Below are 17,047 nucleotides of genomic sequence, written 5' to 3' on the forward strand. Positions count from 1 at the left end.
AGCGCCTACAGCCTATTTCTGCCGCGTAGGCCCGGCAGATCTTCGAGTACATATCCCGGTAGCAAACTTTCTAATTTCTTTGAAAATGCAAAAGCTTTAAAGAGTTCGCCCATCTCTGCTTCAGACAATAATTTTTGCAAAGAATTGGAGATCGGCAGGAAGGTTTCTGGATCACTTGGGTCGCCAATTTCTAAAGCAATGTCACCAATGCCAGCATCTAATAGATACGCAGCCTGGTTGGTAAGGTATACATCATCCACATTTTCAGCCAACGCGCTACGAGCAATTTGGGACCATTCAACGTGCGTTGTTAAATCGCAAAGACCAGGTAGATGAAATGGATCTTGAATTGCATGGTGGCGATGATGGGCCATGAGGGTGCCCTCAAGCCTTTGCGGGTGATAGTACTCGCTCTCAGGAAATCCATAGTCAAACGTGAGGAATAGGCCAGCATCTAAATGTTTTGCAACTTGTTGCATCCATGCATTTGCTGGCGCGTGTAGTTCGGTGACATAACCTTCAGAGAAGTTGCCGCTGAGAAGGCTTTCAGGAAGTAATTGTTGTTCGACTGGAGGGCCTACTTTCCAGATCAGTTTGTCATTCTCAAATGCAACACCGTACCAATACCAAAATCCATTTTGATAAATGATGGCATCACAAGGAATCGCATCAATCACTTCGTTGGCCAGAATGATGCCTTTGAAATTTTCGGGTAACTCCGTTAACCAATTGCATTGGGTCTTAAGATGAAGTTGTCCAACAGTATTTCTAATTCTTTCTTGTTGGCGCTGTGCTAAGTCTGGTGAAATTTCGATAATGTCGTAACGATCCAAATGAAAGCCAAGATCATTGAGGCGGGTCAGTATTGAGGTAGCAAGATTTCCTGTCCCAGCGCCAAACTCCAAGATTTGAGTGGGAAGGCCTTTTTCCTTGAGTCCCTCAAGTACCGGTAGGAGAGTGGAGCAAATGGCTGCGCCAAAGAGAGGGCTTAATTCAGGGGCAGTAGTGAAATCGCCGCCGGCACCTAATTTGTGAGCGCCAGCGCTGTAATAGCCCATGCCGGGCTCATATAAAGCCATCTCCATATAGCGAGAGAATGTCAGCCAGCCGCCCTGTAAGGCGATTTGAGGGGCTATTTGGGCCTTTAGAAGTGCACTATGCTCCGTTTCAAGGCTGGTCAAGGTAATATCCATAGCTCGCTAGTCTAAGAGAATTTAATTGAACCCTAGTTCAACGCCCCCATCCCAGCAAGGAAAAGCAGTTTTAGTGACTGGCGCCGCCAAGCGCCTGGGTCGAGAAATTGCCTTGCAGTTTGCCCGTCAGGGCTGGGATGTTGCCGTTCATTATGGGCGATCTGAGCAAGAGGCCCAAGAAACCATCAGAGAAATCGAAATGATGGGTGTGAAAGCCCAAGCTTTCCAGGCGGACTTGGCTGATGAGGCTGCCACTAAAAATCTTTTTTTGGCTGTCAGCAAGATATTCCCTAATTTGGCCTGCTTAGTAAATAGCGCGTCTATCTTTGAATATGACCGCGCCAACTCCAGCACCCCGTTAAGTGGGAAAAGTTTGCAAGACCATATGCAAGTCAATTTGACTACACCAATTTTGTTGTCTCAGATGATGTTTGAGTTTCAAAAAAGTAAGCCAAATACATCCGATACGATCTCAGCATTGATTCCAGTAGTAATTCAATTGCTAGATCAAAAGTTGATTAACCCTAATCCAGATTATTTGTCTTACACATTGTCTAAAGCAGCGTTACTTTCTTCCGTTGAATTATTGGCAATGGATTTTGCGCCTCATCTAAGAGTCGTTGGATTAGCGCCCGGAATCTCTTTGCCATCAGGTGATCAAACAATGGATGGTTTTTCCAAGGCCCATCAAATGACGCCGCTAGGTAGATCCTCATCGCCTGCAGATATTGCAAAGGCAGCCGTATTTTTGGCTGACTCTAGTGCCATCACCGGAACTACCTTATATGTAGACGGCGGGCAACATTTATTGCCATCATCACGTGATGTGATGTTCAAAACTAATTAAGTATTTTAAAAAGCAAATATACATGCACGCTATTCTTTCTCATCCCGCCCTTGTCGACTGTCGCCGTTTATTTCTCCGGGACTATGAGATTTATATCAACATCGGAGTTCATGACTTTGAGAAAAAAGCAGAGCAGCGCGTCATACTCAATGTGGACTTATATATTCCCCTTGAAATGAATACGCCAACCAATGATCAGTTGGATGAGGTGGTCGATTACGACTTCATGCGTGAAACTATTAAGGCTCGGGCCTTTCAGGGGCATATTCATTTACAGGAAACCTTTTGCGATGACATCGTGACGGCAATGTTGTTACACCCAAAGGTGTTGGCTGCGCGTGTGAGCACTGCTAAGCCGGATGTCTATCCTGATTGCCACTCTGTGGGTGTTGAAGTATTTCGTATCAAGACTTCTTAAATAGAATTTAGAAAAGAACTCTTATGGGCGATATTCGTAAAGTGGTCTTCGAAGAAAATAAGCTAGAGAAAAAACTCTGTCGCTTGGTAGGTCAGGCCATTGGCGACTTTGGCATGATTGAAGAGGGCGACAAAGTGATGGTGTGTGTATCGGGTGGCAAAGATAGCTATGCCATGCTCGATATCCTGATGAAGTTGCGAGAGCGCGCACCGATCAATTTTGAAATTATTGCAGTGAACTTAGATCAGAAGCAGCCTAATTTCCCCGCTGAAATCTTGCCCAATTATTTGAAGAGTTTAGGTGTTCAGTATCACATTGAAGAACAAGATACTTACAGCATTGTGAAGCGCGTTATTCCAGAGGGTAAAACCACTTGTGGATTGTGCTCACGCTTGCGTCGTGGCATTTTGTATCGTGTGGCGGATGAGTTGGGCGCAACGAAGATTGCTTTAGGTCATCATCGTGATGACATTCTAGAAACTTTGATGCTCAATATGTTTTATGCGGGCAAGCTAAAAGGGATGCCGCCCAAGTTGCGCTCAGATGATGGCAAACATATAGTGATTCGCCCCTTGGCATATGTCCCCGAGAAACTGCTTGAACGTTATGCGGCAGACATGAACTTCCCGATTATTCCGTGTGATTTATGTGGAAGTCAGCCTAATTTGCAGCGTCAGGTCATGAAAGAAATGCTGCGCGATTGGGAAAAAAAGCATCCAGGACGGGTAGAGAACTTATTTCGCTCTATGCATCACATTGTCCCCTCCCATTTGATGGATGGCGAAGCTTTTGATTTCAAAAATCTGGAGATTTCCACCGAGTTAGCGGGTATTGCTGCTAGATCTTCTGGCGACAGGGCAATTGATGAGGCCGAATTGGATGAATTAGCCTGTGGAACCATGATTCAGGGGACTTATAATCCCCCTTTATGAATATCGTCATTTTGGCTGCTGGGCAAGGAAAGCGGATGAAATCCGCGCTGCCCAAGGTCCTGCAAATTCTCGCAGGCAAGCCCCTGCTCCAACACGTTCTCAATACCGCGCTTTCACTACAAGACAAGAAGTCTAAATCTGGCCCCGTTGTAGTGATTGGTCATGGCGCAGCAGATGTAAAAACATTCTTGCTAAACACAAGCAAGGAAGACCCAAGCTTTGACAAAGTAAGCACTGCGCTGCAAGCTGAACAAAAAGGAACGGGTCATGCGCTATTGCAAGCCTTGCCTAAATTAGATGTTCAAGAGCCAACTTTAGTTTTATATGGCGATGTTCCCCTCACTACAAAAAAGACACTAGCCAAATTAGCGAAGTTAGCTGATGGTGTTCGCGGTCAAGACAGTGCACTCGCGCTCCTAACTCAAAACCTTGCCAATCCAACTGGATACGGCCGGATTGTTCGTGATGCAGATGGTTCTGTGAAAGAGATCATCGAAGAGAAGGATGCGACGCCTGCACAAAAATCGATTCAAGAAATTAATACCGGCATCATGGTATTGCCAACGAACTCATTAAAGAAGTGGCTCAAGTCTTTACGCGCCAGCAATGCACAGGGCGAGTACTACTTGACTGACGTGATTGCCATGGCTGTTAAAGATGGCGTGCCGATTCGCACAACGCAAGCTGATGATGAGTTTGAAACGATTGGTGTCAATAGTCGTGATCAACTCGCCGCATTAGAGCGTGTGCATCAACTCAATATTGCCCATCAATTAATGGATGCTGGCGTATCGCTTGCTGACCCTGCACGTATTGATGTGCGCGGTACCTTAGAGTGCGGCACTGATGTATCAATTGACGTGGGGTGCGTATTTGAAGGTTGTGTCACTCTAGATACTGGTACGAAGGTGGGGCCATATTGCGTTATTCGCAATAGCGTGATCGGCAAAGGTGTAGCTATTCATGCATATAGCCATGTGGACGGCGCAAGAGTCGGCAATCAATCATTGATTGGCCCCTATGCTCGTTTGCGTCCTGGCGCAGATTTATCAAATGATGTGCATATTGGTAATTTTGTGGAAGTGAAGAACAGCAAAATTGCAGCCAATAGCAAGGCTAATCATTTAGCTTATGTTGGTGACTCCATTGTTGGTTCACGAGTCAATATTGGTGCTGGCACCATTACTTGTAACTACGATGGCGTTAACAAACACCAGACCATTATTGAAGATGATGTCTTCATTGGCTCTGATACTCAGTTGGTTGCACCAGTGCGTGTTGGCCGTGGTGCCACATTGGGCGCAGGAACAACCTTGACTAAAGATGCGCCTGCCAATCAGCTTACAGTATCCAGAGCAAAACAAATTTCCTTACAGTGGCAACGCCCTGTAAAGCAAGAAAAGAAACCAGTGAAAAAAGTTGCCATCAAGAAAGCAACCTCTAAAAAATCAGCAGTAAAGACGGCTGTGGATAAGCCCGTCAAGAAGACGGTTAAAAAAACTGCAAAGGGTAAAAAATAATGTGCGGTATTGTTGGCGCGGCCTCCCATAAAAATATTGTTGATGTTTTGGTTGAGGGTTTACGTCGCCTAGAGTACCGTGGTTATGACTCTTGTGGTTTTGCGGTCATTAATGGCGAGGATGCCAAGCACCCCATCGAAAGAGCTCGAACTACCGCACGTGTTTCTGAATTAGGTGAGCAAGGTAAAGATTTTTTCGGCACCCTGGGTATTGCACACACACGTTGGGCTACCCATGGCAAGCCAGATACCCAAAATGCACACCCACATACTTCAAATGACTTAATTGCTGTCGTACATAACGGCATTATTGAGAACTATGAAGTTCTGCGTTCAGATTTAAAAGCTGCTGGATATGTGTTTACCTCTGAAACAGATACCGAAGTTATCGCCCATTTAATTCACCAGCAATATGTCGCTAGTGGTCAAAAGGATATTGCGGCATCAGTAAGAGCAGTGCTTCCTCAGTTGCATGGTGCATACGCTATTGGTGTGATCGCACAAGATAATCCAAGCACTTTAGTAGGCGCTCGCGTTGGATCCCCTCTAGTGGTTGCTATTGGCGACCATGAGCACTTCTTAGCCTCTGATGCTTTGGCTTTAGCAGGACGTGCTCATTCCATGATGTATCTGGAAGAGGGTGATGTCGCCGTGCTTAAGGCAGATTCCGTTGAGGTAATTGATCAAGCTGGTAAGGGCGCTCAAAGAGAGCTGAAGCCTATGCCTGCTCAAGCTGACTCAGTTGATCTTGGCCCTTATCAGCATTACATGCAAAAAGAAATCTTTGAGCAGCCTAGAGCAATTGGCGACACGCTTGCCAATATCGCTGACTTTGGTCCTGGGCTATTTGAAGCAAAGCCAGAAGATTGGAAAGCTTTTGAGCAGATTTTAATATTGGCATGTGGCACAAGTTATTACTCCGCATGTGTTGCTAAATATTGGCTAGAAGATATAGCTGGTATTCCAACGCAAGTAGAAATTGCTAGTGAGTATCGCTATCGCACCACTGTGCCCAACCCAAAAACACTCATTGTGGTAGTTTCGCAATCTGGTGAGACAGCAGATACCTTGGCGGCATTGCGTCATGCTAAGAGTTTGGGTCACCGCTTTACATTGGCTATTTGTAATGTAGCTAGTAGCGCCATGGTCCGTGAAACCGATTGGCATTTCTTGACCAAGGCTGGTGCTGAAATTGGAGTGGCCTCAACAAAGGCATTTACTACGCAGCTTTTAGCGCTTTATCTCTTGGCGGTTTCCATTGCTAAGCGCGATGGCAGAATTTCTCCAGAAAAAGAGAAAGAGCTCCTGCGTGAATTGCGTCACCTGCCAAAAGCATTGCATGCAGTACTGGCGCTTGAGCCACAAATCATTGCCTGGAGCGATGCTTTTTCTAAGTGTGAAAATGCATTATTCCTTGGTCGTGGAATGCACTATCCAATTGCGCTTGAGGGTGCACTGAAGCTCAAAGAAATTTCTTATATTCATGCTGAGGCATATCCAGCAGGTGAGTTAAAGCATGGGCCGCTTGCTCTAGTTACAGACAAGATGCCGGTGGTAACGGTTGCACCTAAAGACGAGTTGCTTGAAAAGTTAAAGTCTAATATGCAGGAAGTCAAAGCGCGTGGTGGCATGCTCTATGTATTCGCCGATCAAGATACTGAGATTGTTAATGGCGATGGCATTCATGTCATTCGATTGCCAGAGCACTACGGCAATCTCTCGCCTATCCTTCATGTAGTTCCCCTGCAGCTATTGGCTTATCACACAGCCTGTGTACGCGGCACTGATGTTGATAAACCCAGAAACCTTGCAAAGAGTGTTACGGTCGAATAATTTTCGATTGTTTGACTTTCATCTAAAGTTGTGGACAAAATTCAGTAGATAAATCAGGGCTTTACGAAGCTCTGATTGCATTTCTGTGGTCAAATAACCCTTGTAAAAGAGGATATTTGTTGTAACTTATGTTTCTGTCGATACCCCATCTTTCAGGTTTGAAATTGCTTCCGCTAATTTGTGCGCTAGCTCTCTCTGCATGCGCGGTCGGTCCAGACTTTAAGCAACCCGAGGCGCCCAACACATCTTCCTATACTGAAACCCCTCTAGCTAAGAAGCTCGCTACTGCGCCTGGTGTGCCAGGTGGTACAGATCAAGAGTTTGTTGAAGGTGCAGATATAGGGGCGCAATGGTGGGGGCTTTATAAATCTCCTGAGCTTGATGCGCTGATTAAAAGAGCGCTTGAGCAAAATCCAAATTTAGGTGCAGCAGACGCAGCATTGCGTGCTGCGCAAGAAAATGTCAACGCACAGATTGGCGGCCAATACTTTCCAGCGATTGGTGTTGGTGCAAATGCCATAAGACAGAAACAACCTTCAGCCGTATATGGCATGAACTACGGTTCTGATACTTATAACCTCTACAACGCCACAGTTAATGTGACTTACAAGTTAGATGTGTTTGGCGGAGCTCGGAGAGCGGTTGAAGGTGCGCGCGCGCAAGCAGAAGTTGCACAGTTTCAATTAGAGGGCGCTTATCTTTCGTTAACGGCTAACGTAGTAACAAGCGCCGTTAAAGAGGCTGCGCTTCGTGCACAAATGCAGGCCACAGAAGAAATTCTGAAGGCTCAAACGAATCTTGCTGAAGTCACTGAAAAGCAGTTAATCATTGGTACGGTTTCTAGAGTAGACGTCACTTCACAGCGTACCTTGGTATCGAACTCTCAAGTGGATCTCTTTAACTACGAAAGAAATCTCGCATTTGCACGCAATCAATTGGCAGTATTAGTGGGAGAGATTCCGAGCAACGCCAATATTGCAAAGTTTGATTTGGCTAATTTGCATTTGCCAGAGAAGCTGCCTCTATCGGTCCCATCTAGCTTAGTGCGTCAGCGCCCTGATGTGCGGGCAGCCGAAGCCCAGTTAAAAGCGCAGAATGCTTTCGTGGGTGTTGCAACTGCCAATTTATTGCCGCAATTTAATATCACGGGATCTATTGGTGCGGCCGCGCTGACATCTAGTGGGCTGTTTGGGCCGAACTCTGCCTTATGGAGTTTGGGTGGCGGCATCTTGCAGCCTTTATTTCAGGGTGGTGCTTTGCTGGCGCAACGTCGTGGCGCGATTGCGAACTACGAGCTAGCAGCATTTCAATATCAAGCAACCGTCTTAAATGCATTCCAAGAAGTAGCCAATGCATTACGCGCACTAGAGACTGGTGCACAGGCACTCAAGGCAGCTTCAGATGCAGAGCGTTATGCCTACGAAACTCTGGACTTAGTGCAGCAACAGTACAAACTCGGTACAGCCAGTTATTTAGCAGTGCTCTATTACCAAAATCAGTATCAGCAAGCAAAAGTGAAATCTGTTGCAGCACAAGCAACTCGCTTCTCAGATACGGCAGCTTTATTTGCAGCATTAGGTGGCGGCTGGTGGAATCGTGAAGGCCCTGCTTTTAAACCAAAAGACATAGCGAACAAAGATCAAAATGAAACTTCTGGAACAAATTAAGAACAAGATCGTTGCTTTGGTTCTTGCCTTGTGGGCATGGACGCAACGTAAAGCAATTGAATGGAAATTACGTGAGAGAGCAATTGCTCTGTGGGAAAAGACCAGGGCCTTTTGGGCGAGCATGGGTCAAAAATGGCGCGGTACCAAGGCTCATGAAAAGCTCATGGCAATGGAGCCCTTGCAACGTCGTATGACCATCATGCTTTGCGCTGTATTTTTATTATTGGGCCTGATCTTCGCTTTCAATCAGCTGAAGACTTTCATGATTAAGCATTTCATTGCGGGCATGGGATTGCCTCCTGCAACGGTATCCACCCTGGTGATTACAAATGCAGAATGGCAGCCTAAATTAACCAGCGTAGGTAATGTCCGTGCATTTAGGGGTGTTGAGCTCAGCACTGAGATTGGCGGCTTAGTGCAGACTGTACCCATTAAGTCAGGTCAAGACGTTAAAGAGGGGGAACTCCTCATTAAATTAAACGATGCATCTGATGTAGCTCAGCTGAATTCTTTAAAAGCAATGGCTGATCTAGCTAAAGTCATTAATGAGCGAGATAGACAGCAGTTAGCAATTCAGGCAATTAGTAAGAACGTATTTGATACGAGCGCTGCTGATTCCAAATCAAAACAAGCGCAGGTTGAGCAACAAACTGCTTTAGTAGCCAAGAAAAACCTCAAAGCGCCATTTAGTGGTCGTGTAGGTATTGTTTCTATCAATCCAGGGCAGTATGTAAACCCTGGCGATAAGTTACTAACGCTACAAACCTTGGATCCTATTTTTGTAGATTTCAACTTACCGCAAAACAATGCCGAACTCATTCAGGTTGGCCAAGAGGTTGAGGTGACTACCGATGCATTTAAGGATGCAAGCTTCACAGGCAAGATTACTGCTGTTAGTCCAAAGGTCGATACCAATACACGCAATATTCAAGTGGAGGCGCAACTCGCTAATCCGGATAAGAAAATTTTGCCGGGCATGTTTGCTAATGTGAATATCAAGCTAGGTGATCAAGTGAAATACCTGACCCTGCCTCAGACAGCAGTTACTTATAACCCATATGGCTCGACCATCTTTATTGCTAAACCTACCGGCAAGAAAGATAAGCAAGGCAATCCAGCCCTTGAGGCACAACAGGTATTTGTAACGACTGGATTAACTCGTGGTGATCAAGTGGCTATTTTGAAGGGTGTTGATGAAGGCGCAACGGTGGTTACTAGTGGCCAGCTCAAACTCAAGAATGGCACGCCGTTGATTATTAACAACAAATTGCAGCCAGCTAACTCACCCGATCCAAAGCCGCAGGAATAAATAGCAGATGAATTGGACTGACATATTCATCCGTAGGCCAGTGCTCTCCATGGTGGTGAGCGCTCTTGTATTGATTTTTGGTTTGAAGGCAATTGGCTCTTTACCTGTAAATCAATATCCGCAAACGCAAAATGCGATTGTGACCATCACTACGGCCTACTATGGTGCCGATCCTGAAACGATTGCAGGCTTTATTACTCAGCCTCTTGAGGCATCTATAGCTCAGGCGCAAGGGATTGATTACTTATCTTCTGCCAGCGTGAGTGGAGTCTCCACCATTACTGCAACGCTCAAACTGAACTATGACTCAAACGCGGCATTAACGCAGATACAGACTCAAATTAGTGCGGTAAAGAATCAGTTGCCACCACAGGCGCAACAACCTATTTTGACAGTGCAGGTAGGGCAATCTACTGCCGCAATGTACATGGGTTTCTATAGCGATGACATCCCCAACAATGCTATCACCGACTATCTACTGCGAGTTGTAAAGCCAAAGCTGGATTCTGTTGAAGGGGTTCAGAATGCAGAGATCACTGGCGGACGTAAATTCGCCTTACGCGCCTGGTTGGATCGAGAGAAGATGGCCGGTCTTGGTGTGGGCGCCGATGATGTGTATAACGCCATGTCAGCCAACAACTATTTATCAGCAGTTGGAAGCACTAAAGGCGAGATGGTCTCGGTTGACTTGGTTGCCGGTACCGACTTACATACTCTGGATGAGTTTCGCAAGTTAGTCATTAAAAAAGATGGCGTGAATATTGTGTATTTAGACCAGGTGGCTAATGTCACCATGGGGTCTGAGGACTACAACACGAACGTTGCCTTTAGCGGTAAGAGGTCAGTGTTTATTGCTATTAAGGTTGCGCCGCAGGCCAACCTGTTAGACGTGGCACAAAGGGTCCGCGATGTCGTACCAGATATTCAGAAGCAATTACCCATTGGCATGACAGGCAAGATTGTTTACGACTCTACTAAATTTATTACCAGCTCTATTGATGAGGTAGTGTCCACCTTAATAGAGGCCTTGGTGATTGTGACTGTGGTGATCTACCTCTTCTTGGGTAGTGCTCGTGCGGTTGCTGTTCCAGTGATTGCAATGCCTTTATCGCTCATTGGTACTTTCTTCCTCATGCAAGTGCTGGGCTACTCGATTAATTTGCTTACCCTATTGGCTTTAGTGTTGGCAATTGGATTAGTGGTGGACGACGCCATCATCGTGGTGGAAAACGTTGACCGCCACATGAAAGAAGGTAAGTCACCGCTAGAGGCATCTTTAATTGCTGCCCGCGAATTAGGCGGACCTATTTTGGCAATGACAGTGGTACTGATTGCGGTGTATATCCCGATTGGCTTTCAGGGTGGCTTGACGGGTGCGCTATTTACTGAGTTTGCCTTTACTTTGGCTAGTGCCGTAGCTGTTTCAGGATTAATTGCCTTAACACTCTCGCCCATGATGTGTTCTCGCATCTTCACAGAGGAGCAAGAGGCGTCACCTTTTGTGCAGAAGATTGATCGCATATTTGAGAAGGTGCATCACAGCTATCAAACTACTTTACGTGATTTGCTCAGCACTTGGCAGGTCATTATCGTGATGGGAGTCATCTTGCTGGGGGGCGTAGCTTATTTATATTCAACTGCGCGTGCTGAATTAGCGCCAACCGAAGACCAGGGCATTGTTTTGATGCAAGCATCAGGACCCCCTAATAGTACGGTGACGCAAATGCAGACTTATGCAGATCAAATTTACGCAATTGCAGCTGCAGAACCAGAATATGAACAGGCTTTCCAGATCACGAGCCCAACTTCGAGCTTTGGTGGTATCTTGCTGAAAGACTGGGGTGAGCGCAGTCGTAACGCAACCAAGTTCCAAGAAGATATGCAGCAAAAGTGGAACTCTATTGCAGGCGCGCGCGTTGCTGCGTTCCAGTTTCCAGCCTTACCTGGCGCTCAAGGCTTGCCTGTACAGGTTGTTATTAATACAACGGAGTCTTATGCAGCGTTAAATGAAGTCTCACAAGCAGTACTTGATAAAGCGCGCCGCAGTGGCAATTTCTTCTTCGTAGATTCTGACCTCAAGATTGATAAGCCACAAGATGTTTTAGAGATTGATCGAGAAAAAGTTGCTGCCCTAGGCATGACTCAGCAACAAGTCGGTTCAGCCTTATCTGCTGCTTTAGGAGGTGGATATGTGAATTACTTCTCGGTGGCCGGACGCTCTTATCGTGTGATTCCACAAGTAAAGCAAGTGGATCGTCTCAATCCAGATCAAATATTGGATTACTACATACGTACACCAAGTGGCGCGATGGTTCAAGCGCGCACTATCGCAACGATTAAACAAAGGGTGGTGCCGCAGTCTATTAATCACTTCCAGCAATTAAATTCAGCAACGATCTCGGGTGTAAGCACACCATTTATTTCGCAAGCAGATTTATTGGAGTACATGCGTCAGACTCTGAAAGAGGTTGCGCCTAATGGTTACACCATGGACTACGCAGGTCCGTCACGCCAATTTATGGCTGAATCTGGCGGCTTCTTAGTTACCATGTTCTTTGCGATTCTGATTGTGTTCTTGGTGCTTGCAGCACAGTTTGAAAGTTTCCGCGATCCCATTGTAATTTTGGTTTCTGTGCCGCTAGCCTTATTTGGCGCCTTGATATTTATTAATTTGGGGTTCACGACCTTAAACGTCTATACCCAAGTTGGCCTAGTCACACTCATGGGCTTGATTAGTAAGCACGGTATTTTGATCGTGGAGTTTGCGAATGAACTTCAGGAAGCAGGGCGCAGTAAGCTCGATGCCATCGTTGAAGCAAGTAGCGTTCGTTTGCGCCCGATTTTGATGACAACTGCAGCAATGGTTTTAGGCGTATTGCCTTTGGTGATTGCTTCTGGCGCGGGTGCCGCAGGACGCAAATCTATGGGCATTGTGATTTTCACTGGCCTATCAATTGGTACGCTGTTCACACTCTTTGTAGTGCCGGCAATGTACTTATTTATTGGTGCCGATCACCACGCCAAGAAATTTAAGCAGCAGTAAAAATGAAAGACAGAAAAACTATTTAACGATATTGAGTTCTTTTTCAACAATATCGTTAAAGTAGGTTTCTATTTCTAGCCGCTGCAACCAGGCATCGATATTCTTAAGAGGCGCACGCTCGCCAGTTTGCTGCGGGAAGGCTTGATTCAGAAGAATCCAACGGCTGACACAAAGGGCTAAAACAATATCTCCAGGCTGAAATTGATTACCCGCGCAATAGCTTTGCTTAGACAATGTTTGATCTAGCAATCCAAGCAGCCGATTAGTTTCTTGATATCCCTTGAGAATCGATTCGTATTGACGTTCTACCTCGGGTGTTCTAGTAAGACCCAGAAATGCTATGCGCAGCGCTGGCCACATTGTGCCCAACTGCCAATCCATCCATTTCTCGGATTCGTAATGAGTCTTAATATCTGCTGTAAAGCGCCCAGCTTGATCATGCTGATGGCTTAAGTAGCGCATGATGGTATTGGATTCCCACAGCACAATTGCACCGTCTTGTAGCGTCGGTACTAAGCCATTGGGATTGAGTTTTAAAAACTCTGGAGTGTTATTGATTCCAAATTGTAGGCCAGCATCGATGCGCTCAAAGTCTTTGCCTTCTTTTAGTCCAAGCTCAGCAAGACACCACAATACTTTTTGAACGTTAATAGAACTTTTGCGACCCCATAAACGCATCATGGCATTTCCTTACAAAGAAGAATTGGTATTAGCTAGCTTTAGTTTCTGTGAAATCGAGACCAACAAACTGACTGCGCGCAAAAATGAGCGGCTCTCGTTCAGGATGATTTTTTAAGTTAATTACTTTGGCAACAATGATGTTGTGATCGCCGCCTATATGAACACATACAGTTTCACATTCATAGTAAGCAACGCAATGATCTATTTGCGTTAGTCCACTAGCTGCTGGCTTGTGATCAATTCCCTTGAATTGATCTGTCTTCACGGTAGCGAAATGCATTGCCAGATTCTCTTGCGAGCGCTCTAGCACATGAATCAGATGTTTCTTGCCAAGCTCAACCCAAGGCATTAGACGTGAATGCTTCTTGAGACTCCAAAGAATGAGTGGTGGCTCGAGTGAGACAGTGTTGAAGGAGCTAATCGTAATGCCGTGAGAATTGTTTTCCTCATCCAGGCAGGTGATAACAGTGACCCCAGTTGCAAATGATGCGAAACCTTTGCGTAGCTCTTGTGAAGTAAATGGGGTCATTAATCTTTACTTATTTAGCTTCAGCTTTTGCTGTAGCGGTCAGTGTTGTGCCGGGAACGGGATTTAAAACTTCATTCTCTTCAGCTTTTACGCACTTGAAGCGATATTCTTTGCCTGCCTTGGACAGAAAGCTGGCGCCTTCATAAAAATCATCTTTACAGGTCTTAGTGGCGAAATCCATGACATCCTGCGGTGCAGCGCTAGAGGTGATCAGACGCATATTGCCCATGGACATATTAATTTGGGTGGAATAGCAGCCAGACAGCGCCAAGCCAGAAATCGTAGTTAATAGTAGAATTTTTTTCATGGAAACCTCCATAATCAGCAATGCTCGTTAGGATAAACCTATTAAGCAATTGCTGCGGGGAAATACCTCGCTCTAAAAGGAAGAGACATGTTTAAAGCAATATTGGTAAATAAGGATGACCAAGGGTATCGCGCAGAATTAGCCCAGGTCGATGAGGCTAACCTCCCAGAGGGAGATGTTCGCGTAAAGGTCCTGTATTCCACCCTCAATTACAAGGATGGCCTGGCTATCACGGGCAAAGGTCCGGTGGTTCGCAGCTTCCCAATGGTGCCGGGCATCGATTTTGCCGGTGAAGTGATGGAGAGTACCAACCCCGACTTCAAGACTGGCGACATGGTGCTTCTCAACGGCTGGGGAGTTGGGGAAGGGCATTGGGGTGGCTTAGGTCAGCAGGCTCGTGTGAAGGCCGATTGGTTGATTCCGCTACACAAGGGATTTACTGCTAAACAAGCATTAGCCATTGGCACCGCAGGTTATACCGCTATGCTCTGCGTCATGGCACTACAAAAGCATGGGCTTAAGCCAAGTGATGGTGAGGTTTTGGTCACTGGTGCTGCAGGCGGCGTTGGCAGCTTTGCCATCACACTTCTCAGCAAGCTAGGTTTTACTGTTGTCGCGAGCACTGGCCGTATGGCTGAAGCGGATTACCTGAAGAAATTGGGTGCAACTGAAGTAATTGATCGTGCTACTTTATCTGCTCCTGGTAAGCCATTGGCAAAAGAACGATGGGCTGCGGTAGTCGATAGCGTAGGTAGCCATACTTTGGCTAATGCTTGTGCACAGACCAAGAGCGATGGTGCTGTAGCTGCTTGTGGCTTGGCTCAGGGCATGGATTTTCCTTCAAGTGTTGCACCATTTATTTTGCGCGGCGTTACTTTGTACGGCATTAATAGTGTGACTGTGCCACGTGCAAAACGCATTGCTGCCTATGAGCAATTGAGCAAGTTAGTGGATCTGAATACCTTAGATGAAATCTCTCATGAGATCACGCTTGAGGAGTCAATCAAATACGCGCAAGAATTAATGGCGGGTAACGTACGTGGACGTTTGATTGTCGACGTCAATAAATAAAAAAGAAGTAAAGATTGGTATTACTGCGGTGCTTGGGGTTTGCGACTTGGAAGTTGTGTCCAAACCTCAAGCTTCTCAGGATTCGTGAGATCTGACCAATCAGCAATTTCAGTCAAGGTACGATAGCAGCCACGACAGTAACCATTTTCAGGATTAATGTCACACCAATTAATGCAAGGCGATGGAACTGTTGTCAAAGCAAACCTAGAAGTAAAAAATCAATCAATAACACTAAGCCATGAATACTCAAAACAAAGCAAGTGCTGAAGCTGCAATTCATTATCCCTTAGGAGACAATCTTCCGGAAGTGGGTAGCAGCTTAGAGGTTGCGCCAGGTGTTCGCTGGATCAGAATGCGCCTGCCCTTTGCTTTAGATCACATCAATCTTTGGCTGCTGCGCGATGAAATTGATGGCGTTGCGGGTTGGACGATTGTGGACTGCGGTATTGCTAATGAAGAGACAAGAAACTCTTGGGAGCAAGTGTTTGCTACTCAGCTTGAAGGCTTACCAGTCTTGCGCGTGATAGTGACGCATATGCATCCTGACCATGTGGGTCTATCCCAATGGCTCTGTGAAAAATGGAAGGTCCCTATGTGGATTTCCATGACAGATTACTTAACTGCTCAATGGTTAAGTTGCAAAGAGGGTGGTGCTGCAGTTGGTTCACGCGCTGGCAGTGGCGGTTCTGCAGATCACTTTCAAAGACATGGTTTAACGGGCTCAGAAGATTTAGAAAAAATTCGCGGGCGCTCCAATTACTACAGCAATATGGTTCCTGGAGTGCCGCGTCAATATCGTCGCATTATTGATGGCGAGTCTATTTTAATTGGTGGTCGTGCGTGGCAAGTCATCATGGGTTATGGACACGCCCCAGAGCATGCTTCTCTCTTCTGTAAAGAGCTTGGAGTATTAATCTCTGGAGACATGTTGTTGCCTCGCATCTCTACCAATGTAAGTGTCTATGATGCAGATCCAGATGCAGATCCGCTAGGCTTATATCTTGATTCTATTGAAAAATATTTAGTATTGCCTGAGGATGCATTGGTACTTCCTTCACACGGCAAACCATTTACTGGAATTAGGCCGCGTGTTGCGCAACTCAAAGCGCATCATGATGATCGCTTGGCGGATACTTTGGCCGCATGTAAAAAACCGGCACATGCCAGAGAGATTGTGCCGGTCTTGTTTAAACGTGAATTAGATATTCATCAACTCACATTTGCAATGGGTGAGGCTATTGCTCATCTGAATTACCTACTTCGTCGAGGAAAGTTGCGTCGCCAGCTTTGCGAGGACGGCGTGTTGCGGTTTTCCGTGGTTTAGCGCTAGTCGTTTTAGTCTTGGATTCTTCCTTTGGGGCGCTTGTTGAGCTGGCTGCAGCGCCAGCCGCTGAGACGGCATCACCAAAGGATTTGAGCGCCATCATGGTGGCATGCTGAACTTCAAGACCCTGAATAGTTGATTTGAGGATGTTGAGGTTCAAATTGAGCCAGTTTTCAACGCTTTTCAGGTCCTTGATGCGCTTTTCAAGCTCATCTACATCCAAGCCAGGAAAAGCCGATGCAAAGCCGCCAGCAGCCTTAGAGGCGTCTGCCGTGAAGGGGAACTGTCCGGCCTGACCTGCAGCGCCTTGTCCCCAGATGGTTTTAAACATATCTAGGCTTTGATTGAATTCTGGAATGGTTCCAAACATAAGG

At 46.1% G+C, this 17,047-nt stretch carries 16 protein-coding genes; 10 read left to right on the forward strand and 6 right to left on the reverse strand.

Annotated elements, in window-relative coordinates; translation table 11 throughout:
- Positions 1–5: 5 nt before the first annotated feature.
- Positions 6–1,181: a class I SAM-dependent methyltransferase gene (locus VC188_RS00295; protein WP_323482671.1), complete on the reverse strand. Its 1,176-nt coding sequence runs from the start codon at positions 1,179–1,181 to the stop codon at positions 6–8.
- Between the two features lie 37 nt (positions 1,182–1,218).
- Here VC188_RS00295 and VC188_RS00300 point away from each other — a divergent pair, with 37 nt between their 5' ends.
- The 8 genes from VC188_RS00300 to VC188_RS00335 all read left to right on the forward strand — a co-directional run bounded on the left by VC188_RS00300 (position 1,219) and on the right by VC188_RS00335 (position 12,761).
- A complete protein-coding gene (locus VC188_RS00300; protein WP_323482672.1) occupies positions 1,219–2,040 on the forward strand; it encodes an SDR family oxidoreductase in 822 nt (273 codons plus the stop codon).
- A 22-nt stretch (positions 2,041–2,062) separates the two neighbouring features.
- Positions 2,063–2,458: a dihydroneopterin aldolase gene (locus VC188_RS00305; RefSeq protein ID WP_215321142.1), complete on the forward strand. Its 396-nt coding sequence runs from the start codon at positions 2,063–2,065 to the stop codon at positions 2,456–2,458.
- 23 nt (positions 2,459–2,481) lie between these two features.
- Complete coding sequence (ttcA, locus tag VC188_RS00310) at positions 2,482–3,390, forward strand: tRNA 2-thiocytidine(32) synthetase TtcA (RefSeq protein ID WP_215321141.1); 909 nt, start codon at positions 2,482–2,484, stop codon at positions 3,388–3,390.
- Positions 3,387–4,910, forward strand: a complete 1,524-nt coding sequence (glmU, locus tag VC188_RS00315; protein WP_323482673.1) for a bifunctional UDP-N-acetylglucosamine diphosphorylase/glucosamine-1-phosphate N-acetyltransferase GlmU — start codon at positions 3,387–3,389, stop codon at positions 4,908–4,910. Before ttcA ends, glmU begins: the two co-directional genes overlap by 4 nt.
- On the forward strand, positions 4,910–6,742 hold the full coding sequence (gene glmS, locus VC188_RS00320; RefSeq protein WP_323482674.1) for a glutamine--fructose-6-phosphate transaminase (isomerizing): 1,833 nt from the start codon (positions 4,910–4,912) through the stop codon (positions 6,740–6,742). The genes glmU and glmS overlap by 1 nt, the downstream gene beginning before the upstream one ends.
- Positions 6,743–6,906: 164 nt before the next feature.
- Positions 6,907–8,409, forward strand: a complete 1,503-nt coding sequence (locus VC188_RS00325; protein WP_323482675.1) for an efflux transporter outer membrane subunit — start codon at positions 6,907–6,909, stop codon at positions 8,407–8,409.
- A 169-nt stretch (positions 8,410–8,578) separates the two neighbouring features.
- Positions 8,579–9,718 (forward strand): efflux RND transporter periplasmic adaptor subunit, encoded by a 1,140-nt coding sequence (locus tag VC188_RS00330; RefSeq protein WP_323482825.1) that lies wholly within the window; start codon positions 8,579–8,581, stop codon positions 9,716–9,718.
- A 7-nt stretch (positions 9,719–9,725) separates the two neighbouring features.
- Positions 9,726–12,761 (forward strand): efflux RND transporter permease subunit, encoded by a 3,036-nt coding sequence (locus tag VC188_RS00335; RefSeq protein WP_215321137.1) that lies wholly within the window; start codon positions 9,726–9,728, stop codon positions 12,759–12,761.
- A gap of 18 nt (positions 12,762–12,779) precedes the next feature.
- Here the strand turns inward: VC188_RS00335 and VC188_RS00340 are convergent, their stop codons facing one another.
- Genes VC188_RS00340 through VC188_RS00350 form a run of 3 tightly spaced genes read right to left on the reverse strand, consistent with a single transcriptional unit; the run spans position 12,780 to position 14,278 of the window.
- On the reverse strand, positions 12,780–13,442 hold the full coding sequence (locus VC188_RS00340) for a glutathione S-transferase family protein (protein WP_215321136.1): 663 nt from the start codon (positions 13,440–13,442) through the stop codon (positions 12,780–12,782).
- A gap of 28 nt (positions 13,443–13,470) precedes the next feature.
- Positions 13,471–13,971, reverse strand: a complete 501-nt coding sequence (locus tag VC188_RS00345; protein WP_323482676.1) for a flavin reductase family protein — start codon at positions 13,969–13,971, stop codon at positions 13,471–13,473.
- A 10-nt stretch (positions 13,972–13,981) separates the two neighbouring features.
- The gene (locus VC188_RS00350) at positions 13,982–14,278 is read right to left on the reverse strand and encodes a hypothetical protein (RefSeq protein WP_323482677.1); all 297 of its coding nucleotides are present in this window, start codon (positions 14,276–14,278) and stop codon (positions 13,982–13,984) included.
- Between the two features lie 87 nt (positions 14,279–14,365).
- Between VC188_RS00350 and VC188_RS00355 the strand changes: the two genes are divergently transcribed.
- The gene (locus VC188_RS00355; protein ID WP_323482678.1) at positions 14,366–15,349 is read left to right on the forward strand and encodes an MDR family oxidoreductase; all 984 of its coding nucleotides are present in this window, start codon (positions 14,366–14,368) and stop codon (positions 15,347–15,349) included.
- 20 nt (positions 15,350–15,369) lie between these two features.
- Here VC188_RS00355 and VC188_RS00360 read toward each other — a convergent pair whose 3' ends face one another.
- Entirely contained in the window at positions 15,370–15,546 is a 177-nt protein-coding gene (locus VC188_RS00360; RefSeq protein ID WP_072582634.1) for a DUF1289 domain-containing protein, read from the reverse strand.
- Between the two features lie 41 nt (positions 15,547–15,587).
- Here VC188_RS00360 and VC188_RS00365 point away from each other — a divergent pair, with 41 nt between their 5' ends.
- A complete protein-coding gene (locus VC188_RS00365; RefSeq protein ID WP_323482679.1) occupies positions 15,588–16,673 on the forward strand; it encodes an MBL fold metallo-hydrolase in 1,086 nt (361 codons plus the stop codon).
- Here the strand turns inward: VC188_RS00365 and VC188_RS00370 are convergent.
- Positions 16,585–17,043, reverse strand: coding sequence for a PhaM family polyhydroxyalkanoate granule multifunctional regulatory protein (locus VC188_RS00370; RefSeq protein WP_323482680.1), 459 nt, complete (start codon positions 17,041–17,043; stop codon positions 16,585–16,587). The genes VC188_RS00365 and VC188_RS00370 overlap by 89 nt on opposite strands.
- Positions 17,044–17,047: the final 4 nt, after the last annotated feature.

The organism is Polynucleobacter sp. MG-28-Ekke-A2, from assembly GCF_035012985.1.
Classification (GTDB): Bacteria; Pseudomonadota; Gammaproteobacteria; order Burkholderiales; family Burkholderiaceae; genus Polynucleobacter.